18 protein-coding genes and 2 riboswitches are annotated in these 19,816 nt (G+C 55.4%); all 18 genes read left to right on the plus strand.

What is annotated here, in order from left to right; translation table 11 throughout:
• Positions 1–347, plus strand: a 347-nt coding sequence (locus tag POTG_RS16830; RefSeq protein ID WP_036645959.1) for a cobalamin biosynthesis protein, incomplete at its 5' end; no start/stop codon positions are given.
• Positions 348–383: 36 nt separating this feature from the next.
• On the plus strand, positions 384–1,070 hold the full coding sequence (locus tag POTG_RS16835) for a histidine phosphatase family protein (RefSeq protein WP_009226048.1): 687 nt from the start codon (positions 384–386) through the stop codon (positions 1,068–1,070).
• Positions 1,067–1,972: an MsnO8 family LLM class oxidoreductase gene (locus POTG_RS16840; protein WP_157273485.1), complete on the plus strand. Its 906-nt coding sequence runs from the start codon at positions 1,067–1,069 to the stop codon at positions 1,970–1,972. Before POTG_RS16835 ends, POTG_RS16840 begins: the two co-directional genes overlap by 4 nt.
• A gap of 230 nt (positions 1,973–2,202) precedes the next feature.
• The gene (locus tag POTG_RS16845) at positions 2,203–3,555 is read left to right on the plus strand and encodes an extracellular solute-binding protein (protein WP_009226050.1); all 1,353 of its coding nucleotides are present in this window, start codon (positions 2,203–2,205) and stop codon (positions 3,553–3,555) included.
• Between the two features lie 127 nt (positions 3,556–3,682).
• On the plus strand, positions 3,683–4,573 hold the full coding sequence (locus tag POTG_RS16850) for a carbohydrate ABC transporter permease (RefSeq protein ID WP_016313056.1): 891 nt from the start codon (positions 3,683–3,685) through the stop codon (positions 4,571–4,573).
• A 17-nt stretch (positions 4,574–4,590) separates the two neighbouring features.
• Positions 4,591–5,415, plus strand: coding sequence for a carbohydrate ABC transporter permease (locus POTG_RS16855; RefSeq protein WP_009226052.1), 825 nt, complete (start codon positions 4,591–4,593; stop codon positions 5,413–5,415).
• Between the two features lie 77 nt (positions 5,416–5,492).
• Positions 5,493–7,265 (plus strand): sensor histidine kinase, encoded by a 1,773-nt coding sequence (locus tag POTG_RS16860; protein WP_009226053.1) that lies wholly within the window; start codon positions 5,493–5,495, stop codon positions 7,263–7,265.
• Complete coding sequence (locus tag POTG_RS16865; protein ID WP_009226054.1) at positions 7,262–8,473, plus strand: response regulator; 1,212 nt, start codon at positions 7,262–7,264, stop codon at positions 8,471–8,473. Before POTG_RS16860 ends, POTG_RS16865 begins: the two co-directional genes overlap by 4 nt.
• 258 nt (positions 8,474–8,731) lie before the next feature.
• Positions 8,732–10,312 carry a methyl-accepting chemotaxis protein gene (locus tag POTG_RS16870; protein WP_009226055.1) on the plus strand — a complete coding sequence of 527 codons (1,581 nt, stop codon included), beginning with the start codon at positions 8,732–8,734 and terminating at the stop codon, positions 10,310–10,312.
• An 80-nt stretch (positions 10,313–10,392) separates the two neighbouring features.
• A riboswitch (cobalamin riboswitch) is annotated at positions 10,393–10,603 on the plus strand.
• A gap of 246 nt (positions 10,604–10,849) precedes the next feature.
• Positions 10,850–11,860 (plus strand): ABC transporter substrate-binding protein, encoded by a 1,011-nt coding sequence (locus POTG_RS16880; protein ID WP_028538550.1) that lies wholly within the window; start codon positions 10,850–10,852, stop codon positions 11,858–11,860.
• Entirely contained in the window at positions 11,857–12,906 is a 1,050-nt protein-coding gene (locus POTG_RS16885; protein WP_009226057.1) for a FecCD family ABC transporter permease, read from the plus strand. Before POTG_RS16880 ends, POTG_RS16885 begins: the two co-directional genes overlap by 4 nt.
• Positions 12,903–13,694: an ABC transporter ATP-binding protein gene (locus POTG_RS16890; protein ID WP_036645964.1), complete on the plus strand. Its 792-nt coding sequence runs from the start codon at positions 12,903–12,905 to the stop codon at positions 13,692–13,694. Before POTG_RS16885 ends, POTG_RS16890 begins: the two co-directional genes overlap by 4 nt.
• A 38-nt stretch (positions 13,695–13,732) precedes the next feature.
• Entirely contained in the window at positions 13,733–14,812 is a 1,080-nt protein-coding gene (cobT, locus tag POTG_RS16895) for a nicotinate-nucleotide--dimethylbenzimidazole phosphoribosyltransferase (RefSeq protein WP_009226059.1), read from the plus strand.
• On the plus strand, positions 14,812–15,402 hold the full coding sequence (gene cobU / locus POTG_RS16900) for a bifunctional adenosylcobinamide kinase/adenosylcobinamide-phosphate guanylyltransferase (RefSeq protein WP_016313048.1): 591 nt from the start codon (positions 14,812–14,814) through the stop codon (positions 15,400–15,402). The genes cobT and cobU overlap by 1 nt, the downstream gene beginning before the upstream one ends.
• Positions 15,399–16,259 carry an adenosylcobinamide-GDP ribazoletransferase gene (gene cobS / locus POTG_RS16905; RefSeq protein WP_009226061.1) on the plus strand — a complete coding sequence of 287 codons (861 nt, stop codon included), beginning with the start codon at positions 15,399–15,401 and terminating at the stop codon, positions 16,257–16,259. The genes cobU and cobS overlap by 4 nt, the downstream gene beginning before the upstream one ends.
• A 174-nt stretch (positions 16,260–16,433) precedes the next feature.
• The gene (locus POTG_RS24010; protein ID WP_157273486.1) at positions 16,434–16,643 is read left to right on the plus strand and encodes a hypothetical protein; all 210 of its coding nucleotides are present in this window, start codon (positions 16,434–16,436) and stop codon (positions 16,641–16,643) included.
• Positions 16,627–18,282, plus strand: a complete 1,656-nt coding sequence (locus tag POTG_RS16910; protein ID WP_009226062.1) for a cobyric acid synthase — start codon at positions 16,627–16,629, stop codon at positions 18,280–18,282. The genes POTG_RS24010 and POTG_RS16910 overlap by 17 nt, the downstream gene beginning before the upstream one ends.
• A 23-nt stretch (positions 18,283–18,305) precedes the next feature.
• Positions 18,306–18,448: riboswitch (cyclic di-AMP (ydaO/yuaA leader) on the plus strand.
• 161 nt (positions 18,449–18,609) lie between these two features.
• A complete protein-coding gene (locus POTG_RS16915) occupies positions 18,610–19,779 on the plus strand; it encodes a KamA family radical SAM protein (RefSeq protein WP_009226063.1) in 1,170 nt (389 codons plus the stop codon).
• Positions 19,780–19,816 lie beyond the last annotated feature (37 nt).

Raw genomic sequence — 19,816 nt, forward strand, 5'->3', positions numbered from 1 at the left:
TCCCCGCCCGGCTGACGGCGCTATTGCTGTTCGCCGCAGCCTGGGCTTTGCGGCTGGATGCCCGCGGCGCGCGGCGAGCGGTACGCCGCGATGCCCCCAAGCATCCGAGCCCGAACAGCGGCTACCCGGAGGCCGCGGTGGCCGGGGCGCTGGGCGTGCGGCTCGGCGGAGAAAATTCCTACCACGGCGTCGTATCGTTCCGCGCTTATATGGGGGAGAAAACCCGCGAGCTGGTGCCCGAGGACGTAGCCAGCACGGCCCGCTTGATGTTCTGGGCCGCCAATGCCACGGTGATCCTGGGAACGGGGATCTGGATTGCGGTCACCGGGAATTGGGGTTGGATATAGTCGGAATCGTTGGCACGCAGGGGAGGTGGAAAGAGGATGAATGTGGAATGGTGGCTGGTTCGCCACGGCCTTACAGCATGGAACACGGAACGCCGATATCAAGGCCACAGCGATCCCCCGTTGCTGCCGGGAGAAGCGTCGGGTTTAACCGAACTGCGCCGGGAACTGGAAGGGGTAAACTTTGCAGCGGTGTATGCCAGCGATTTGCGGCGCTGTTTGGAAACGTTGGCTTGGGCCCGTCCCGATCTACTGGACAAGGTGCACATCGACCCCCGGCTGCGGGAAATGAACTTTGGCCAGTGGGAAGGCCAAACCTATGAGATGCTCAAGGATGACGAGAGGTACCGAGCCTGGATCGATGACCCGCAGGCGATAACGCCGCCCGGCGGCGAATCGTGGCAGGCTTTTCAATCGCGCGTATCGGAGGTATGCCGGGATCTGCTGGAGCGTTCTGGAGCTGTGAAGGGGACGGTATCGGGCCCCCTAAGCCGGGCCAGCGACCAACCCGCGGAGCCTCTTTCGCTAGGGCTGGCGCCGCAACCCTCAGCATCAGCGCAAGAACCTTTGCGCCTGCTGATCGTCACCCACGGCGGCGTTATGTCGTTGCTTTGTTCGCTGCTGCAGCCCGGCCTGGGGTTCTGGGATACCCATGTTGGGCCGGGCGGGATTCAACGTTTGTATTTTCAAGGGCAAGAAGAATCAGAAGGGGGGAAAGGAAGTTGAAGCTAAGTCTGCTGGATTTCGTTCCAAGGCTTCCGGGCTATTCGGCGGAGGAGGCGCTCGAACAGGCGATCCGTTTGGCCCGGGAGGCGGAAGCGCTGGGCTATCACCGCTACTGGACGTCGGAGCATCACGGGATGGAAGGACTGGCCAGCGCGGCCCCTGAGGTACTGCTGTCCGCCATTGGAGCGGCGACCCGCCGGATTCGTCTTGGGTCTGGCGCTGTATTGCTACCGCATTACAGTCCGCTGAAGGTTGCGGAAAGCTTCCGGCTGCTGTCGGCCCTGTATCCGGGGCGTGTCGACCTCGGCATCGGGAGAGCTCCCGGCGGTGAGGCGCACGTGACGATGGCTTTAAGCGGCAATTTTCTGGAACGGGTCGGCCGCTATCCGCAGCTGGCCAAGGATCTGGCTGACTTGCTAGCGGATAATTACCGCTACGACGATCATCCGGTGATCGCCCGGCCGATTCCGCGGCTTCCGCTGGAGTTGTGGATGCTGGGCACCAATGTCAAGAGCGCAGGGTACGCAGCCGAGCTCGGAACGGGGTACGTTTTTGGCCAGTTTATGAGCGACAGTAACGGAGCAGAGATCCTGCGGTCGTACCGTGAAGCCTTCCGCCCCTCCGTTCACCTGGCCAAGCCGTCGACGATCCTGGCGGTGGGTCTCATCTGCGCGGAGACCGAAGCGCATGCAAAGACACTGGCGGCGAAGACGACGGAAGGGTTCCGCGATCGCGGCGGGGCGCCTTTTCAATGGTTTGCCGGGACAGCCTTGCAAGCCCGCGAGTATTTGCAGGACCTGCAAAACCAGTGCAGGAACGACGAGTTCCTGATCGTATCCCCCATCCCCGATTACGAGGAGCGGCTTCATTCCTATCGGCTACTGGCTGAGTTAGGTATATAATCCCGAGAAGCGGTCGCTCAACCCACTCCAAGCCGATCCAACATAACGATATACAAGTTCCCCTTGGCAACCAAGATATAGGCTAGGGGGCTTTTCTTTTCCTAGGGAAGGAAACAGGGGAGCATCTACACACCTAAAAAAAACCTACCGGATATCCAAAGTCCACGCCTTGTTGAAAGCGCTTAAAGGCATAATAATGGGTTTATCCTAAATACAGGGGGTATGATCCAATGGTCAATCAGAAGCTATGGAAGAGAACTTCCGCAATCGCTTTAACCGCCGTATTGGCGCTGAGCCTGTCGGCATGTGGAGGCGGCGGTGCGAAGAATAATGCGGCGGCGAATGAGCCTGCCGGAAACGGGGGGAAGAGCGGGAGTGGAGAGAAGATCACCATCACGTTCCAGAACATCTATCCGGACCCGGCTACTCCGTCCTATAAAACGATCCATGCACTGGTGGAAGAGTATGAAGCAGCACATCCCAATATCCACATCGAGCTCGACACGCTGAATACCGACCAGCAAAAAATCAAGCTCAAAACGCAAGCGGCATCCAAAGAGGTTCCGGACATCACGATCGTGAACCCGGCCGCGCAAATGAAACCGTTCGTGGACGCCGGCCTGCTGGCACCGCTGAACGACATGCTGGACCAAAACGGGCTGAAAGACACGTACCAAGAGGGTCTGCTTGATTATTACAGCTTCGACGGCAACGTTTATGCGCTGCCAGACGGGAACAACATCGAGGTCGTTTACTATAACAAGGAACTGTTCGAGCAAGCCGGCATCACGAAAGTACCGGAAACGTTCGACGAATTCCTGGATGACGTGAAAATTTTCAAAGAAAAAGGCATCACGCCGCTGGCGATCGGGGAGAAAGATTCTTGGACCGGTTCGTTCCTGTTCATGAACATCCTGCTTCGCACCAACGGCGGCCCAGGCTTCCTGCAAGACGTCATGGACGGCAAGAAAACGTTCGAAGATCCGGCCTTCATCGAAGCCGTTGACAAGTTCCAAGAGCTGGTGCAAGCCGGTGCATTCCCGGACGGCGCAACCTCCATTGACGCTACGGCAGGCGGCAACATCTTCAAATCCGGCCAAGCCGCCATGTGGGTGATCGGTTCCTGGGAAACCGGGGCCATCGACGCTTCGTCCGTTGCAGGCAAAGTTGGTGCGTTCCCGTTCCCGACGGTGGGCGGCAAAGGGGATCCCAACGAGTTCATGCTGGCGCCGGGCAGCGCGTTTGCGGTATCGGCGAATAGCGAGCACTTGCAAGAAACGAAGGACTTCCTGAACTTCTTTACGCTGAACTTCCCGAAGAAGCAATTTGAGAACAAAAACGCTGTCGGCCTTGGCCAAAAAGTTGACGGCGACCTGAAAGCGGCCGGTTACTCCGACTTGGCCATCGAAGTCGCCGAATTGTTCAACAAGGTGAAGGGCGGCGACCTGGCGTTCGACAATACGATGAACCCGGCAACGGCGCAAGTCCACCTCAGCAGCATCCAGAACCTGTTCGTGCAGAAAGTGGATTCCGCTCAAGTGGCCAAAGAGCATCAAACCGCCTATGAAGCCAACAAGCAGTAATTCCATTAGCCAATAACCATACCTAATCTTCTAAAAAAAGTTACCTTTCCATCGATGCGAAGTAGCCCTTGTAAGCATTCGTGCTAGAGCGCTTCTTCGCATCGCATTTCTATTGGGGGGCGGAGAGATGAAAGTACTGAAGGTGCCCGCACGCACAATAGCCGTCTTCGTATTACCTTGTCTGTTGTTGTATGTGTGCTTGGTGTTTGTTCCGATACTCGTATCGTTTGGGACCAGCCTGCTCAACTGGGACGGGATCACCACCCCGAAGTTCACGGGACTGTCCAATTTCCGAGATATGTTCTGGAACGATCCGGTCTTCTGGCCGTCGGTCCGGAGAACGCTGCTTTATGCGGTAGCCTCCATGCTGGAGATTCCGCTTTGCTTGTTTTTTGCGATTTTGCTTAGCCGTTATTTGAAAAAGGGGAACACGCTGGCGTCGATCTATTTTACGCCGGTCATTTTATCGGTTGTGATCATCGGACAACTCTGGAAAACGATCTATAACCCGACCTCGATGGGCGGCATGCTGAACGGCGTGCTTATCGCCCTGGGTCTGGACAGCTGGACGCATAACTGGCTGACCGAGCCGAAAATCGCGATGTACAGTCTGTATTTCGTGTCGCTGTGGCAGTATTTCGGCTATCATTTGTTGATTCAATATACCGGGGTGCAGAACATTCCGGACGAGATTTATGAAGCTGCAAAAATCGACGGGGCAGAAGGGTTCAAAGCAGACCGCTACATCACAATGCCGCTGATCGTCCCGATCTTTAAAATATCGATCGTCCTGGCGTTTATCGGCTCGTTGCAAGCGTTCGACCTCGTCATGGTGATGACCGCAGGCGGACCGGCGCATGCCACCGACGTCATCTCCACGCATATGTACAACAGCTCGTTCCTGTCCTTGAAATACGGGTACGGCAGCGCGATTGCCACGTTCCTGGTTCTGTTGTGCCTCACATGCACGGCGATCATCAACTCCATCTTCAACAAGCTTGAGCGCAAATACAGCTAGCAAAGGAGGCGAGGTTCATGCGAAAAATCAAAAAAGGAATCGTATACCTGCTGTTTGCGATTCCGGTGGTTACCCAGCTGTACCCGCTGTTGTGGCTGCTGCTGTATTCTTTGAAGACGAATGAGGAGATCATGGGCGGAAGCTTCTTCGCCTTGCCGAAAGAACTGCAGTGGCACAACTACAAAGACGCTTACGAGTCCGGGAGCTATTTGAAATATTTATCGAACAGCGTGATCGTTACCGGCATCACGATGATCTGCGTCATCCTGCTCAGCTCGATGGTGGCGTATGCCATTTCGCGGTTCCGCTGGCGGTATGGGAACATGGTCATGACCATCTTTTTGATGGGGATGATGATTCCGATGCAGGCTACGCTGCTGCCGTTGATGGTGATTTTTAAAAATGTCGATATTCTAAATACGCATCTGTCGCTGATTTTGCCGTATATCGCTTTTTCCACCCCGATCTCCGTCTTTATCCTCAGCGGGTTTATGAAGAGCATCCCGGCGGAAATCGAGGAATCGGCGTTTATCGACGGAGCGAGCATTTATCGGATTTTCCGCAGCATTATTTTGCCGGTGTCCGTCCCGCCAATGATGACGGTTTGTATTTTAACCTTTATCACGATTTGGAACGAATACATCTTGGCCGCCACGTTCATTTCGTCGGAGAGACTGAAGACGCTGCCGTTTGGGGTATATACATTCGTCAGCCAATATTCTGTAAACTACGGAGCCATCGGCGCTTTCCTTGTGATGGGGGCGCTACCGGTCATTTTGATCTATTTCTTCCTGTCGAACCAAATTACGAAAGGAATGGTAGCCGGAGCAGTAAAAGGGTAAAGATTGCGCTTGCAAAATAAGGACGCCATCTTATAATGAAGGAGCAGCAGGACACGGGGTTGGGAGGGAGAAAACAGTTGCGAAACAGCTTTCATTCCATAAACCATCGGTTGTTTTTGCTGTTTCTTTTTTGTATGTCGGGCATTTTGCTGATCGTCAGCGTGCTCTACTACAGCCGGACGACTGAGCAATATCACGAGAAAATTAGTGACCTATCGCAGAAAAACGTAGCTCAAACCGTCGGGCTGTTTAGCCTGCTTTATGAAGGGTACGACAGCTTGTCGAAGTCGATCACCAACAATTTTGAAATGATCCGCCTGCTGAACGAAAAAACCGACGAGCCGGCGGTTGCCTATATTAACGAACAATCGATTACGAACATTATCGGGGCGATCTTTTACTCGCGTGATGATTTGGTGGGCATTCACGTTATCACCAACCGGGGGAAGATCTACAATTACGGCAACTCGATGAATGTGCTGGATCCGTCCTATCCCCAGGAAGACTGGTACCGCCAGCTCCGCGATTCGTCCGGGAAATTGGTATGGTTAGGCGTCTATTCCCACTCGCTGATCGATTTAGCCGAGGACAGCCCGGTGTTTGCCTTTGGCCGGCAAATTTTTGATTTGAACGAGCACAAACCGATTGGCGTCGTGCTTTACGAGGTGAACCCGGGGCCGGTGCTGGATGCTTTGGATAATCTCAAGCTGGGCGAGCATAGCGAGGTCTATCTCGTCAATCAGCAAGGCCAAGTTGTCTCCTCGTTGACCGAACCGGCACCGATGCTGGACGACCTCCCGAAGCTGGATGCAGCCCGCAACTTGGTTGTAGAGCAGGAGGGTTCGGGGATCACGGTGGCGTCCCGTCTGCCTTTTTCCGACTGGTCGGTGGTCAGCGTGACTCCCCGGCAGGATTTGAATGTAGAGTTATTGGAAACGAAGCGGTATTTGCTGATCGTCATTTCGATCCTGATCATCGTCTCCGCCGTCGTCGCCAGCATTGTGTCGCGGACAATTGCCAATCCGCTGAAGAAGCTGATCCGCGAGATGCGACAGGTGGAAATAGGGAACTTCCGCGGGATGGTGAACGTCTCCTCCTACCAGGAGATTAATATTCTGGTCGCCTCGTTTAACCGGATGGTCAGCCGGATTGAGGAGCTGATTGAGCGGGTGAAGATCTCCTCGGTCAGTGAGAAGAACGCCGAGCTGCATGCGCTGCAGTCGCAGGTGAATCCGCATTTTTTGTATAACACGCTGGATATGATTTATTGGATGCTGGATGAGAAGGAGAACGACCGGTTAGGCGAGCTCGTCTTATCGCTGTCATCGATGTTCCGCTACAGCAGCGAGTGGAAGGACGGAGCGAAGGTTACGCTGCGCGAAGAGCTGGAGCAGATCAACCATTATTTGACGATTATCTTGATTCGGCTGGAGGGCCGGCTTCGGGTGGAGAAATCGATCGATGAACGGTGGCTGGACATTCGTCTGCCGAAAATGACCGTTCAGCCGATTATCGAAAACGCGGTGAAATATGGGCTGGAATCGCTCAAACGCCAAGGTGTGCTTAAGTTATATACCCAAGAGGTTGGAGATGTGCTGAAAATCGTGGTGGAGGATAACGGCAACGGGATGACGGCCGAGCGGCTAGCTTGGTTGAAGCAGTCGATCAACTGCCCGATCCCGAAGGTATCCGGCACGGGCAGCAGCGGCATTGGGCTGCAAAATCTGCACCGCCGCCTTCAACATATGTTCGGCGAACGTTATGGTCTGGAGATCGAAAGCATTCCTGATCAAGGAACCAAGGTGGCCGTCGTGCTGCCGCTTCCGATGGAGGGGGAGGTTGCCACATGAATATTTTAATTGCCGATGACGAACGGGCGATTCGCGAGGGCATTAAGCGAACGATTAAGCGGATTTATCCGGAGTACGGGGTGGAACTGGCCGAAGGGGCTGAGGAAGCGGCGAAGCTGATGGGTGAGAAGCGATTCGACATCGTGCTGACCGATATTTTGATGCCGGGAATGAACGGCCTGGAATTCATGCGTATTTTCAAACGCAGATTTCCCCGGGTGAAGTGGGTGGTCATCTCCGCGCACAGCGAATTCGCCTATGCCCAGGAGGCGGTGCGGCTGGGAGCTCGCGATTATCTGCTGAAGCCGATCGGGAAGACGCGCCTGCAGGAAATTATCAGTACCCTGGCCACGGAGGTCCGTGAAGAAAGCGAGCTGACGAAGGAAGAGGAGCTGTTAAAAGCTAATCTGAAATATTTGCGCGAGGGCGTATTTCAGCGATTGGCGTCGGGGCTGGATATCGGGAACCTGGATTTGACGCCGTTTATGGAGGACTATCAAAGCTTTTATTTGATGATGGTTCAGATGGATGCCGGGGACAAAAGCGTGCGGCTGGAGCATTTTATCGTTGAAAACGTGTTGTCCGAGCTGATCGAGCGCCATGGCCGGGGGTTTGTTGTCAGCTATGACCGCCAAAGCCTGCTGGGACTGATCACGCCGCGGGAGCCGGAGCGAATCGAACGGTTTCAGGAGGAAGTGAAGGCGCATTTGAAGCACTATTTGAAGGTGCCTTTTCAAATCGTGCATTCAGGCTTAAACAACGATTTCAAGTCGGTGCCGCAGGTGGTCATGCGCATGAAACAGGCTTCCGATTCGCCGGTTGCCTTGCTGGATCCGCCGAAGGGCAGCGGGGAGAAAGCGATCGAAGTTGCCCTCCAATATATCAAGGAGCACTACAATGAGGAGCTTTCTTTGGAAAAGGTCGCTTCCGTCGTCTTCCTGAACCCGGCGTATTTCAGCCAGCTGTTTAAGCAGAAGGTGGGACTCGGCTACAAGGAATACGTAACCTCGCTCCGTCTGGAGCAAGCGAAGCAGCTGCTGCTGAACCCGAAGCTGAAGATCGCGGAGATTGCGGAATACCTCGGGTATCAGGACATCCGCCATTTCGCGCAGATGTTCCGCAAGAAGTATCAAGTCACGCCGAATGAATACCGGCAGCAGCAGAATATTAACATCTTGCTGGCCAGCAGCGGCAAGCGGAGTAAGTAGGGAAGAGCGTTCTGTTCTGGTGTACAATGGGAGAATGAACGAATAGACGAGAGAGGATGCCGCAAGATTGCACCCAAGATATAGGATGGTATGGATTGTTCAAAGAGGAATGTGACGTGTTGTGTTACATTCCTCTTTTTTATTTACAAAATTCCGTCGATTATTTGCACCCAACTTCGGAATGCCTAAATTTTTCCTTTCTATACCTTTAGTCCTATTCTATAATGTTAGCAAAATTTACATATCAGGGGTGGGAGTATGAATCGGAACGAAAGGTTGGGAAGAATCGCTGCTTGGCTTAGTGTCGGCTTCACGGCGGTCCTGGCTGTTTGTGCGTTATGGGCAAAGACGCCATGGTATATCCCCTGCCTTGTGCTATTTACTTTGCTCAGCTTGGGGTCTTCGTTGTTCTTTGGAACCGGCCTGCGGGCAGCACTGGGAGGCGGGGCGCTGGCGGGCAAGCGTTCTCCTTCGGGGACAGGTGAATCCCAGCGGAAGGAAACTGATTGGACGGCAGTATTCAATGAGTCGCTAGTGGCGGCGGATCGACTGCAGGCGGCGGTTGGCGAAGTGAGCGAGAGCCTCGAGCAGCTGCAACGATTAGCCGATACTGCAGCGGCCGAGGATCTGAAGCTCAAGCAAAGCAGCGAACGTTCGCTGGAACAGGTGCAGGAGAGCCTGGCGGCAATGGAAGAGGTGGCGGCCTCGGCCTCCCAAATCCATGACGCAGCGGGGCATTTGCTTACCCGCAGCGAAAACACTCGAGCCGAGGCCATGCGTATGGCGGGAGCGCTCGAAACCGTAGACGGCACCATTCGTTCTTTGGCGCAATCCCAAGAGTCGATCGTGGGGCCGATGGAGGATCTGGAGGGGAACACCCGGAAGCTGGGCGCATTGTATCGGAGCTTGGAGGAGATCGCGGCAGAGGTCGCGTTGCTTGCGCTGAATGCGTCGATCGAGGCGGCTCGTTTGGGCGAGCAGGGGAAAGGTTTCGATGTCGTCGCCGTGCGCATGCGCCAGTTGGCGGATCAAAGCACCAGGGCGATCAACTCCTCCGCCCCGTTGTTCCAGCAAATCTCGGCGGATGTCGAGCGTGTGAAGTCCACGCTGATAGAGGGACGTGACTCGGCCCTGGAAGGAATTTCGCTGATGAAGCGAATGGGGGAGGACATCCGGTTCATTGCGGATGAAGTGGCAGAGGTGAACGGGCTGGTTGCCGAGGCGGGACAGCGAAGCCGGGAACAAGCCGAGCTGACGCGGAATATGGAGGCGATGCTAAGCGAGGTGCATGAGGCTCTCAATCGGAGCATCACCCATGTGGAGGGAGCGCTGGCTCGGATGGAATCGGAGCGAGAGCATATTTCCAAGCTGCAGACGGTGGTCGTGGGCTTGGATCGGGCCCAGGGCGAACTGATGGTATCATTGAACTCCGTCCATTCCGGGGCGGATCCGGCTGCCGGTGGCGAAGACGCGGTGGCCCTTGGTCAAGCCTATGCCCGGAAGCTGCTGGAGGCAGCCGAACAGCCAGGTTTCCGCATGCTGGAGCCGGCTAGTCACCGGGCTGCACTGGAGCAGCTGTTAGCCGCAGAGCCTGGTCTAGAAGCGGCCTGGTCGAACCGCAAGGACGGCTCTTTTATCGTATCCATTCCGGAAGCCGGCTTGCTTAACGCCAAAGGACGGGACTGGTTCCGCCAGGCGATTGCCGGAGAGACGGTCGTCTCCGAAGTGTATATCTCCGCGATCACCAAGCGGCGTTGCATGACGCTGGCCGTGCCGATTGTCCGGGAAGGTGAAGTCATTGGTGTCCTGGGAGCCGATTTGTCTTTAGAACGGGGCTAAACAAAGGAATAACGGATTAGTTATTGTCAGTCCTCCGCTTTTCCCCTATAATCCAATAGAGAAGAAAGCCTTAAGACAAGCGTACAATTTGTGCCCGTAGGTCCTGGAGCAACGGTGAAGCATGCCGTACCGCTTCGGGTTAAAAGGGAAGCCGGTGCAAATCCGGCACGGTCCCGCCACTGTAAACAGGGACGAGCTCATGATGCCACTGTCGCCCGCGAAGGGAGATGGGAAGGCGAGTTTTCGTCGAGACCTGGAAGTCAGGAGACCTGCCACGGGAATTCAAGACGGTCCTTCGAGGAAAGGATAACGTTCTGCCAAGAGCATCATGGCTTGGCGCTGCCATCGTGGAGTCTCTCCGCTTTGCGCGCGCACAGCATGACTTTGTAGACGTAACCCCATCCGCTAGGATTGGGGTTTTTTCTTTGTGCCGGTAGAGGGTTAGCCGGACTTCTTCGCCGCCGGCTGCACAACGTACCGCTGGAACACAAGGCGTTTCTTTATTTACTGAAAAATAAAGCAAGGGGAGATCTGGAGATGAAAAACTGGAGAAGACTAGGAAGCCTGTGGCTGCTGGCGTTGCTGCTGGTGCTTGCGGCCTGCGGTAACAATAACGCCGTCACCCCGGGGACAGGGAACACAGCGGACGCTGCACAACCGACGCAAAACGCTGGAACGAACGCGGCGGCGGACAATTCGGCGGCACAAGAGACGACTTACCCTTATACCGTCACTGATTCTACCGGTAAAGAGTTTACGTTTGAAGCCGCGCCGGAACGTATCGTCTCGCTGGCGCCTTCGGAGACGGAAACGCTGTTTGCACTGGGACTGGACGAGCAGGTCGCTGGCGTATCCGACCTGGATGATTATCCTGAAGCGGTGAAGGACAAACCGCGGATGGGCGGGTTCCAGGTGAATGTCGAGGCAATCGTGGCGGCGCAGCCGGACCTAATTCTTGCGGCGAGCCTGATCGATGAAGCAACGGTCAAAAACTTGACGGATATGGGATATAAAGTGTTCCAGTCCAATCCGAAGACGATCAACGAAGTAATGGAGCATATTCGGACGATCGGCGAAATTACCAACCATCAGGCTGAAGCTGCTGAAGTGGTCGGCAAGATGAAGGAAGAGGTCCAAACGGTAACCGATGCGGTAGCTTCGCTAAGTGAAGACCAGAAGAAGAAGGTCTACATCGAGTTTTCTCCGGGATGGACGGTTGGCAAAGGCGAATTCATGGATGAGATGATCACGTTAGCTGGCGGCATCAACGTTGCTTCCGATGTCAAGGGATGGTCCGAGATCAATGAGGAACAAATTATCCAAGCGAACCCGGACGTCATTTTATACGCGAAAAGCGTTGTTGACGAAAATAACAAGACGTTAGCGGACATCATCAAAGGCCGTTCAGGCTGGGACCAAATTACGGCCGTGAAGGAGAACCGCATTATCGCTCTGGACGATAACCTGCTGAGCCGTACGGGCCCTCGCGTCACGCAAGGGCTGATTGAAGTGGCCAAGGCGGTTCACCCGGATTTGATCCAGCCATGAAGCGCGGCAAATTCGCCGGATACGGAGTCATCGGGCTCTTGCTCCTGGTTGTGACGCTGCTGCTCTGCATCGGCATCGGCTCCGTTTATGTGCCTGCTGGAGAAATCGCGGCGATCTTGCTGCACAGGCTCCCGGGGTTAGACCGCCTGATCACGCCGGATTGGACGACGGCAGCAGAGCAAATCGTCGTCCAGGTCCGGTTGCCTCGCGTGCTGCTCGGGATGCTGGTCGGCGCTTCGCTCGCCGTAGCGGGCGCCGGCTTCCAAGGGGTGCTGCGCAACCCGCTGGCGGATCCGTTTACACTGGGCGTATCGTCAGGTTCGGCAATCGGTGCGGCGGTGCTGATCTTTTTCGGATGGCAGTTTTCCCTGTTTGGGATCTTTACGCTTCCGATGGTTGCGTTCCTGACGGGGGCTGTTACGTTATGGATCGTGATCTGGCTGGCTAGAGAGAACGGACGGCTGCCGATTGAAAGTCTGGTTTTGTCCGGCGTCGTGATGCAATCGTTCCTAGGGGCTGTTGTCTCCTTTTTAACGGCAATGTCGAAGAAAACCATTAATGAAATTTACTATTGGACGATGGGCAGTTTAAGCTTGCGCGGATGGTCGTATACGGCCATCCTTTTGCCGTATTTGCTGCTGGGAGCCTTATTCCTTTGGAGCCGGGCTAAACATTTGAACCTGCTGACTTTAGGTGAACGTCAAGCCTCCCATTCCGGGATGGCCGTAGAACGAACCAAACTAGCTGTGTTGCTCGTTGCTACACTGATGACGGCGGCTGCGGTATCCGTGTCAGGGGTAATCGGATTCGTAGGCCTGGTCGTTCCGCATATGATCCGTCTGATCACCGGCCCGGATTATCGGCTGATCATTCCTTTGTCGGCGCTGGGCGGCGGGATATTTATGATGTGGAGCGACTTGGCGGCTCGCTCGCTGCTGGCTCCAACGGAGGTCCCGCTGGGCATCGTCACCGCCTTTGTGGGGGCGCCTTTCTTTGGGTATCTGTTGTATCGGAAGAAGAAACAGAGGGAGGAGGAGCTGCGTTGATCAAGGTGTCTGGGGTTGCCAAGGCGTTTGGCCGGCTGGAGGTGCTTCACGGTGTGGACTGGCAGGTTGGCTCCGGTGAGTTTTGGGGCTTGATTGGACCCAACGGCAGCGGCAAAACAACTTTGCTCAACTTGATCTCCGGCGTGGAGAAGCCGGATGCCGGCGAGATTGCGTTGAGCGGACGACCGCTTTCGTCGTATTCGCGCAAGGAGCTGTCGCGCAAGGTCGCCGTCCTTCAGCAGGACGGGCTTCCGGCTGTGGCTTTTACGGTGCGTGAAGTGGTGGAAATGGGGCGGTTCGCCCATCAGGATTGGCGCGGCAAGGAGATCGGCGGGGCGAAGGCAGGCGAACGCCTCATTGATGGAATTATGGAACGTCTCGACCTGAAGGAGCTGGAGCATCGTCCGCTGAGTGCGCTTAGCGGGGGGCAACGCCAGCGGGTAGCACTTGGGAAGGTGATGGCTCAGCAGCCCGAGCTGGTGCTGCTCGATGAACCAACAACCTATTTGGATTTGCGTTACCAGATGCAATTTATGGAGCTGGTGGCCGAATGGCAGCGCGATGCCGGACTTACCGTCGTTTCAGTGATGCATGATTTGAATTTGGCTGCCTTGTTTTGCAGCCATCTCTTAGTGATGAGCGGCGGGCAAATTGTGGCGCAAGGCGCGCCGGACGGCATTTTGTCACCGGAGCTGGTTGAAACCGTATTTGGAGTTCAGGCCCACCAAGTGGTTCATCCGGATTCGGACGTTCCGCAGCTATTGCTGCGCCGGGCAAGTTTAGGTTAAGGGTACGAGTCAGTAATACAGAAAAGGGGAATATGGTTATGGCATACAATTCAGTCGAACAGCTTGCGCAAGCAATTACTCCTTTGGACGAAGCAGCGATGAAAGCGGCGCAGGTCCATTTGGACCAGTTGACGAAGCCGCCGGGAAGTCTCGGGAAGTTGGAAGGATTGGCAGTGAAGCTGGCAGGCATCACGGGAATCATTCGTCCGGAGTTTCCAAAACGGTCGGTAATCGTAATGGCGGCGGACCATGGCGTTTGTGAGGAAGGGGTCAGCGCGTTTCCGGCAGAAGTGACGCCGCAGATGGTGCATAACTTTTTGGCCGGCGGCGCAGCGGTGAATGTGCTGGCACGCCAGGCTTCGGCTGACGTCGTTTGCGTGGATATCGGGGTGAATGCAGAGATGTCACATCCGGGGCTGCTGCAACGTAAGTTGCGTTACGGGACAGGAAATATGGCCAAGGGACCGGCGATGAGCCGGGAGGAAGCCGAAGCCGCCATTCGAGTTGGGGCCGAGGTGGTGGCTGATGCGGTGTCCCAAGGCGTTCGACTGTTCGTCACCGGGGAGATGGGTATCGGAAACACCACAGCCAGCGCTGCGATCATGAGCAGTCTGACGGGGATCGCACCGCAGCAGAGCGTTGGGCGTGGAACCGGGGTCAACGATGAACGGCTTCGGCACAAAATTTCCGTCGTGGAGCGGGCGCTGGAGGTCAATCGCCCGAATGCCAACGATCCGCTGGACGTGCTAGCTAAAGTCGGCGGGCTGGAGATTGCCGGAATGACTGGCGTCATTCTGGGAGCCGCAGCTCATCGCTGCCCGGTCGTGATCGACGGCTTTATTTCAACTGTGTCCGCGCTGCTGGCGGTACGTATACAGCCGAATGTGGCCGACTATATTATTGCTTCGCACGTCTCCCACGAGCAGGGACACCGTGCGCTCCTGCAGGAGCTTGGCCTTAACCCGATGCTGGAGCTGGATATGCGGCTTGGGGAAGGCACAGGCGGCGTGCTGGCGCTCCATCTTGTAGATGCGGCTTGCCGGATCGTTGCTGAAATGGCGACGTTCGAAAGCGCGGGCGTCGCGTCCGGTGAAGGAAATGGTGGGGGGACCGAGTGATGAAGATCCTGGTGACCGGCGGAGCCCGCAGCGGCAAAAGCACATTCGCTGAACGTTGGGTCATGAAACAGGCAACATCCGCTGATTACGTTGCAACGGCGCAAGCGTTTGACGATGAGATGAAGGCCCGTATCAGGTTGCACCAGCTCCAGCGGGAGCAAAGCGGGTTCACCTGGACGACGCATGAAGCGCCGCTTGAACTAGCAGAGATGCTGCAGGAGTTAGGTAAGCGGCCCGTTGCAAAGGAGGGCGCGGCCGCCGAAGCCGCGGGTCCGGTTGTGCTGGTCGACTGCCTGACGTTATGGTTGTCGAACGTGCTGCTGAGCGCATCGGAACAGGCCGATGGTGTGGACGCCGTTTTGACGCGGGAAATTGAGCGGTTGACCGCTGCGGCCGAGGCTTTTCCCGGCACTTTGGTGATGGTTACAAATGAGGTCGGCAGCGGGATCGTGCCGGAGTATCCGCTTGGCCGGCAATATCGGGATTGGGCCGGGCTGCTGAACCGAACGATGGCGTCGATCGCGAATCAGGTGTTTCTGGTTACCGCCGGCATCCCCATCGAGTTGAAAAGCAGGGAGTATCGCTTATGACGAACGGACCAGAGCACAAAGCGCCCTCCGGGGCGGATAAGCATGGAGCTCTGCAGCCGATCTTGGCGGCCTTCCAGTTTCTGTCACGCTTTCCGGTACGGGCTGAACTGGATTTTACAACGGACTTGCTGCGGCGCAGTATCCCCTATTATCCGCTTGTCGGAGCAGCAATCGGCGCTGTCGTCTGGGCAGGCGGCTTGCTTGCCGACTGGCTGCTTCCTTCGTACCCGGCAGCCATCCTTTCCTTATTGATTTGGGTTGGATTAACTGGAGGTTTGCATTTGGACGGTTGGATGGATACGGCCGACGGACTGCTGAGCTACCGGTCACGCGACAAGATGCTTGAGATCATGAAAGACAGCCGGGTAGGCGCCATGGGCGTGCTGGCCTGCGTCCTATTGCTGATGCTCAAAGCCTCGCTGCTGACCTCGCTCTTCCAAGGGGGCCTGCTGACGTCAGGGCTGGCGATATGGCTGGCACCTCTGTGGAGCCGGTGGTTTATGACCCGGGCGATGCACCGCTGGCCCATGGCCCGGCAAGGTGAGGGATTGGCTGCGCAATTCCACGGCTTCAGCGAACGGGATGCCTGGGGGAGCACCATCATGGCGGTGACGATATCCGTTGTAGTGTTGCTGCTCACTTTGCTCGTGTTGCTGGGAGGAATGGAGGAATCGGCTTTGCTGCGATCGCTGCTGTTTATCGGCCTGTCTCCCTTTATCGCCTGGGCGGCGGGAACTTGGGCCGCTCGACGAATCAATGCCAAGCTCGGCGGTTTGACCGGCGATACCTACGGGGCGCTGGGCGAAGGGTTGGAAGCTGTCCTGTTGCTGCTTGCAGTGCTGATTTTTGCCCATTGATAACTCGCGGAGCGGAGGTGCTCTTGGGGGAGGGGACCTTCTACGGCGAGCGCTTTTGCATCATTATCCCCTTGAATCAGAACCAAGGAGAAAAGAAGAAGGTTAGAGCTGGACAGATTAATCGAGAATCCTAAGAGAAATAGGTCGACTGTTAAGTAGCGGAGAATCAAAATCGTGCATTATCACCGTATGCTGAATGAAAGGGATAATGGTGGAAAGGTCGAGCGTCATCACCACCACCTGATCGAGAGGGATAATGGTGGAAAGGTCGAGCGTCATCACCACCACCTGATCGAAGGGGATAATGGTGTAAAAGGCCCTGGCAAGATACTACACTGCTGCACGGTTTGGAAAGGAGGGGAACGCGATGGGCGAAAATCATAAGAAGCTTCTGGATCAGGATCAGGAAAAAAGCGCATCAGCATCAGGTGCTGTACTCATGGTTCAAGGGACGGCGTCTGACGTGGGCAAGAGCGTGATCGTGACGGCGCTGTGCCGTATTTTTGCGCAGGATGGGCTTAGACCAGCTCCGTTTAAGTCGCAAAATATGGCTTTGAACTCGTATGTTACAGCGGACGGCCAAGAGATTGGACGGGCCCAAGGCATTCAGGCGGAGGCTTGCGGCATTGCCGCCACCACCGACATGAATCCGGTACTGATCAAGCCAACTGGGGACATGCATTCGCAGATCGTTGTTCATGGGCGTCCTTACCGCCACTTAAGCGCATCTGATTATCGTGAGGAATTTTTGCCTAAAGCCAAGCCGCTGGTGATGGAAGCGCTCAGCCGGCTCCGCGACAAGCATGGCATTGTGGTGATCGAGGGGGCTGGGAGCCCGGCCGAAATCAACCTGAAGCAACGGGATATCGTCAACATGAACTTGGCTGAATGGGCGGATGCTCCCGTGATCTTGGTGGGGGATATTGACCGCGGCGGCGTTTTTGCTTTTCTCGTTGGTACCCTGGAGCTGCTTGAGCCACACGAACGCGCCCGCGTAAAAGGGTTCATTATCAACAAGTTCCGCGGCGATTTGTCTCTATTGCAGCCCGGGCTGGATTGGCTGGAGCAGCGGACCGGAATTCCCGTACTAGGAGTGCTCCCCTTTCTGCCTGATCTGGATATCGAAGCAGAGGATTCCGTTGTCCTGGATACCTATCCTGCCCATCCAGAGCAAGCGCCAAGTAAGGAACTGGACATCGCAGTCATCCGTTACCCGCATATTTCCAACTTCACCGATTTTGATCCGTTGGCCGCCGAACCGGACGTGTCGCTACGTTATGTAAGCAAGCTGTCGGAGCTTGGGCATCCCGATGCGGTGATTTTACCGGGGACCAAGGATACGATCAGCGATCTGGAATTTTTGCGTAGGCAAGGGCTGGCGGAGGCTATTTGCAGCCTGATTGAAGAGGAGACGCGCACCCAGCTGGTCGGAATCTGCGGCGGATATCAAATGCTGGGAGAACAACTGCATGACCCCGAAGGCGTGGAGTCCAATGAACCGAGGTCTGCGTTAGGATTGGGCCTGCTCCCCTTGGCAACAACCTTCCTCCCAGGCAAAAAAACGGTACGGGTGCACGGCTATACGTGCGAGGACCAGCCGATATCGCTGCACTCTAAGAACCGCCGGCTGCCGATCTCAGGCTATGAGATTCATGCCGGCTCGACCCAGCAGCTGCGGGACACTCGTCCCTTATTTATGCTTCGGGTCAATGAGGAGCCAGTACAAGGGTCAGGGACAGCCCCGGAGTTAGAACAGGCTGAGACGCAAACACATCCGGAAGGCGCAGCCCGCGCCGATGGCAGGGTGTTTGGGACGTATCTGCACGGAGTGTTCCATAATGATGCCTGGCGACGTGCTTGGCTGGACGGACTGCGTACGAGCAAAGGGCTCGAACCTTTGAGCGTCACCTTTGTTTCTTCCTCGCGGAAGGAGGAAGCCTTCGATCGGTTAGCGGAGCAGGTTCGCAGGCATTTGCGCATGGATCTCATTTACGACATCGCCGGGATCCAAGGTAAGCTTTGACAAATCGGGTGATGTTAGGGTAGGATAAAAGTACGCTTAATTTTCGATGGGTAAAGTCGAAAAGCGGGGGAACCAATCTTTTGGGGCGAATCGTTGTAGGATTAACGTAGGGAACCATCTTTCCCGAGCCCGTCAGCTAACCTCGTTTGCAGTGGATGGGTCATTTTAATATTATTTCAGTCATCAATTAATGACCCTGTTCTTTGAAGCGGGGTCTTTTTGCGTTCTGCAAGACCTTTGACCCGAGCATTCGGTGGAGTACTCGCATTCACTGCAAGTTTCGAGCTTCTTCTTTACGCATCGCACTATTAAAGGAGGAGAGGATTTATGGCTAGTCCGAAGTACATCACCGATATTGCCAAGGTGAGCCAGTTGTCCGAGCAGGAGCGGCAGGAGTTGAAACCGATTACGGACAAATTCGTTTTTCGGGTGAATGACTACTATTTGAATTTGATCGACTGGAATGATCCAGAGGACCCGATCCGCAAGTTGGTGATCCCCAATACGGGAGAGCTGAAGGAATACGGGCGTTGGGACGCTTCCGACGAAGCGGCGAACTATGTGGTGCCTGGCTGCCAGCATAAATACCGCACGACCGCGCTGCTGATCGTGTCCGAGGTTTGCGGCTCCTATTGCCGGTATTGCTTCCGTAAACGGTTGTTTCGCAACGATGTGAAGGAAGCGATGGCGGATGTCACGCCTGGCATCGAGTATATCGCCCAGCATCCGGAGATCAACAACATCCTGTTAACCGGCGGTGACAGCTTGATTTTGGCTACAAAGAAACTGCGTTCGATTCTCGAACGGCTAAGAGCCATTGAGCATGTAAAAATCATCCGACTCGGCTCCAAAATTCCTGTTTTTAATCCTATGCGTATTTATGAAGATCCGGAATTGCTGGATCTGATTAGGGAGTTCTCCACTGTAGACCAACGGATTTATGTCATGGCGCATATCAATCATCCGCGCGAAATTACCCCTGAAGCCAAAAGAGGGTTCCAGGCGTTACACGACGCTGGGGCTATCGTGGTTAATCAAACGCCGATTCTCAAAGGCATCAATGATGATGCGGCCGTGCTTGGCGAATTGCTGGACCGCTTATCGTGGGCCGGCGTCACTCCGTACTATTTCTTTATCAATCGTCCCGTTGCCGGAAATGCTGATTTCGTGATCCCGCTGAAACGAGCATATCAACTGGTGGAGGAAGCGAAAGCCCGTACATCGGGGCTTGGCAAACGCGTGCGGCTTTCAATGAGCCATTCTTCGGGAAAAATCGAAATCCTGGCCATTGAAAACGGGCAGGCTTATCTCAAATATCATCAGTCCCGGGACGGTGAATACGGCAAATTTATGATTTTGCCTTGCCCGGATGATGCTACCTGGTTCGACGATCTGCCAGGCAGTGAAGCGTACTGGAAGAAGCCGGAATCGAAGCTGGATACGCAGTCGGATCAGCCAATGGAAGACGCTGCAAGCGCAGTGTCCATTACGGGATAAAACAAAACGTACCCTTCCGCTTCCCCGATCAGGGGAG

Source organism: Paenibacillus sp. oral taxon 786 str. D14 (assembly GCF_000159955.1).
Lineage (GTDB): Bacteria > Bacillota > Bacilli > Paenibacillales > Paenibacillaceae > Fontibacillus > Fontibacillus phoenicis.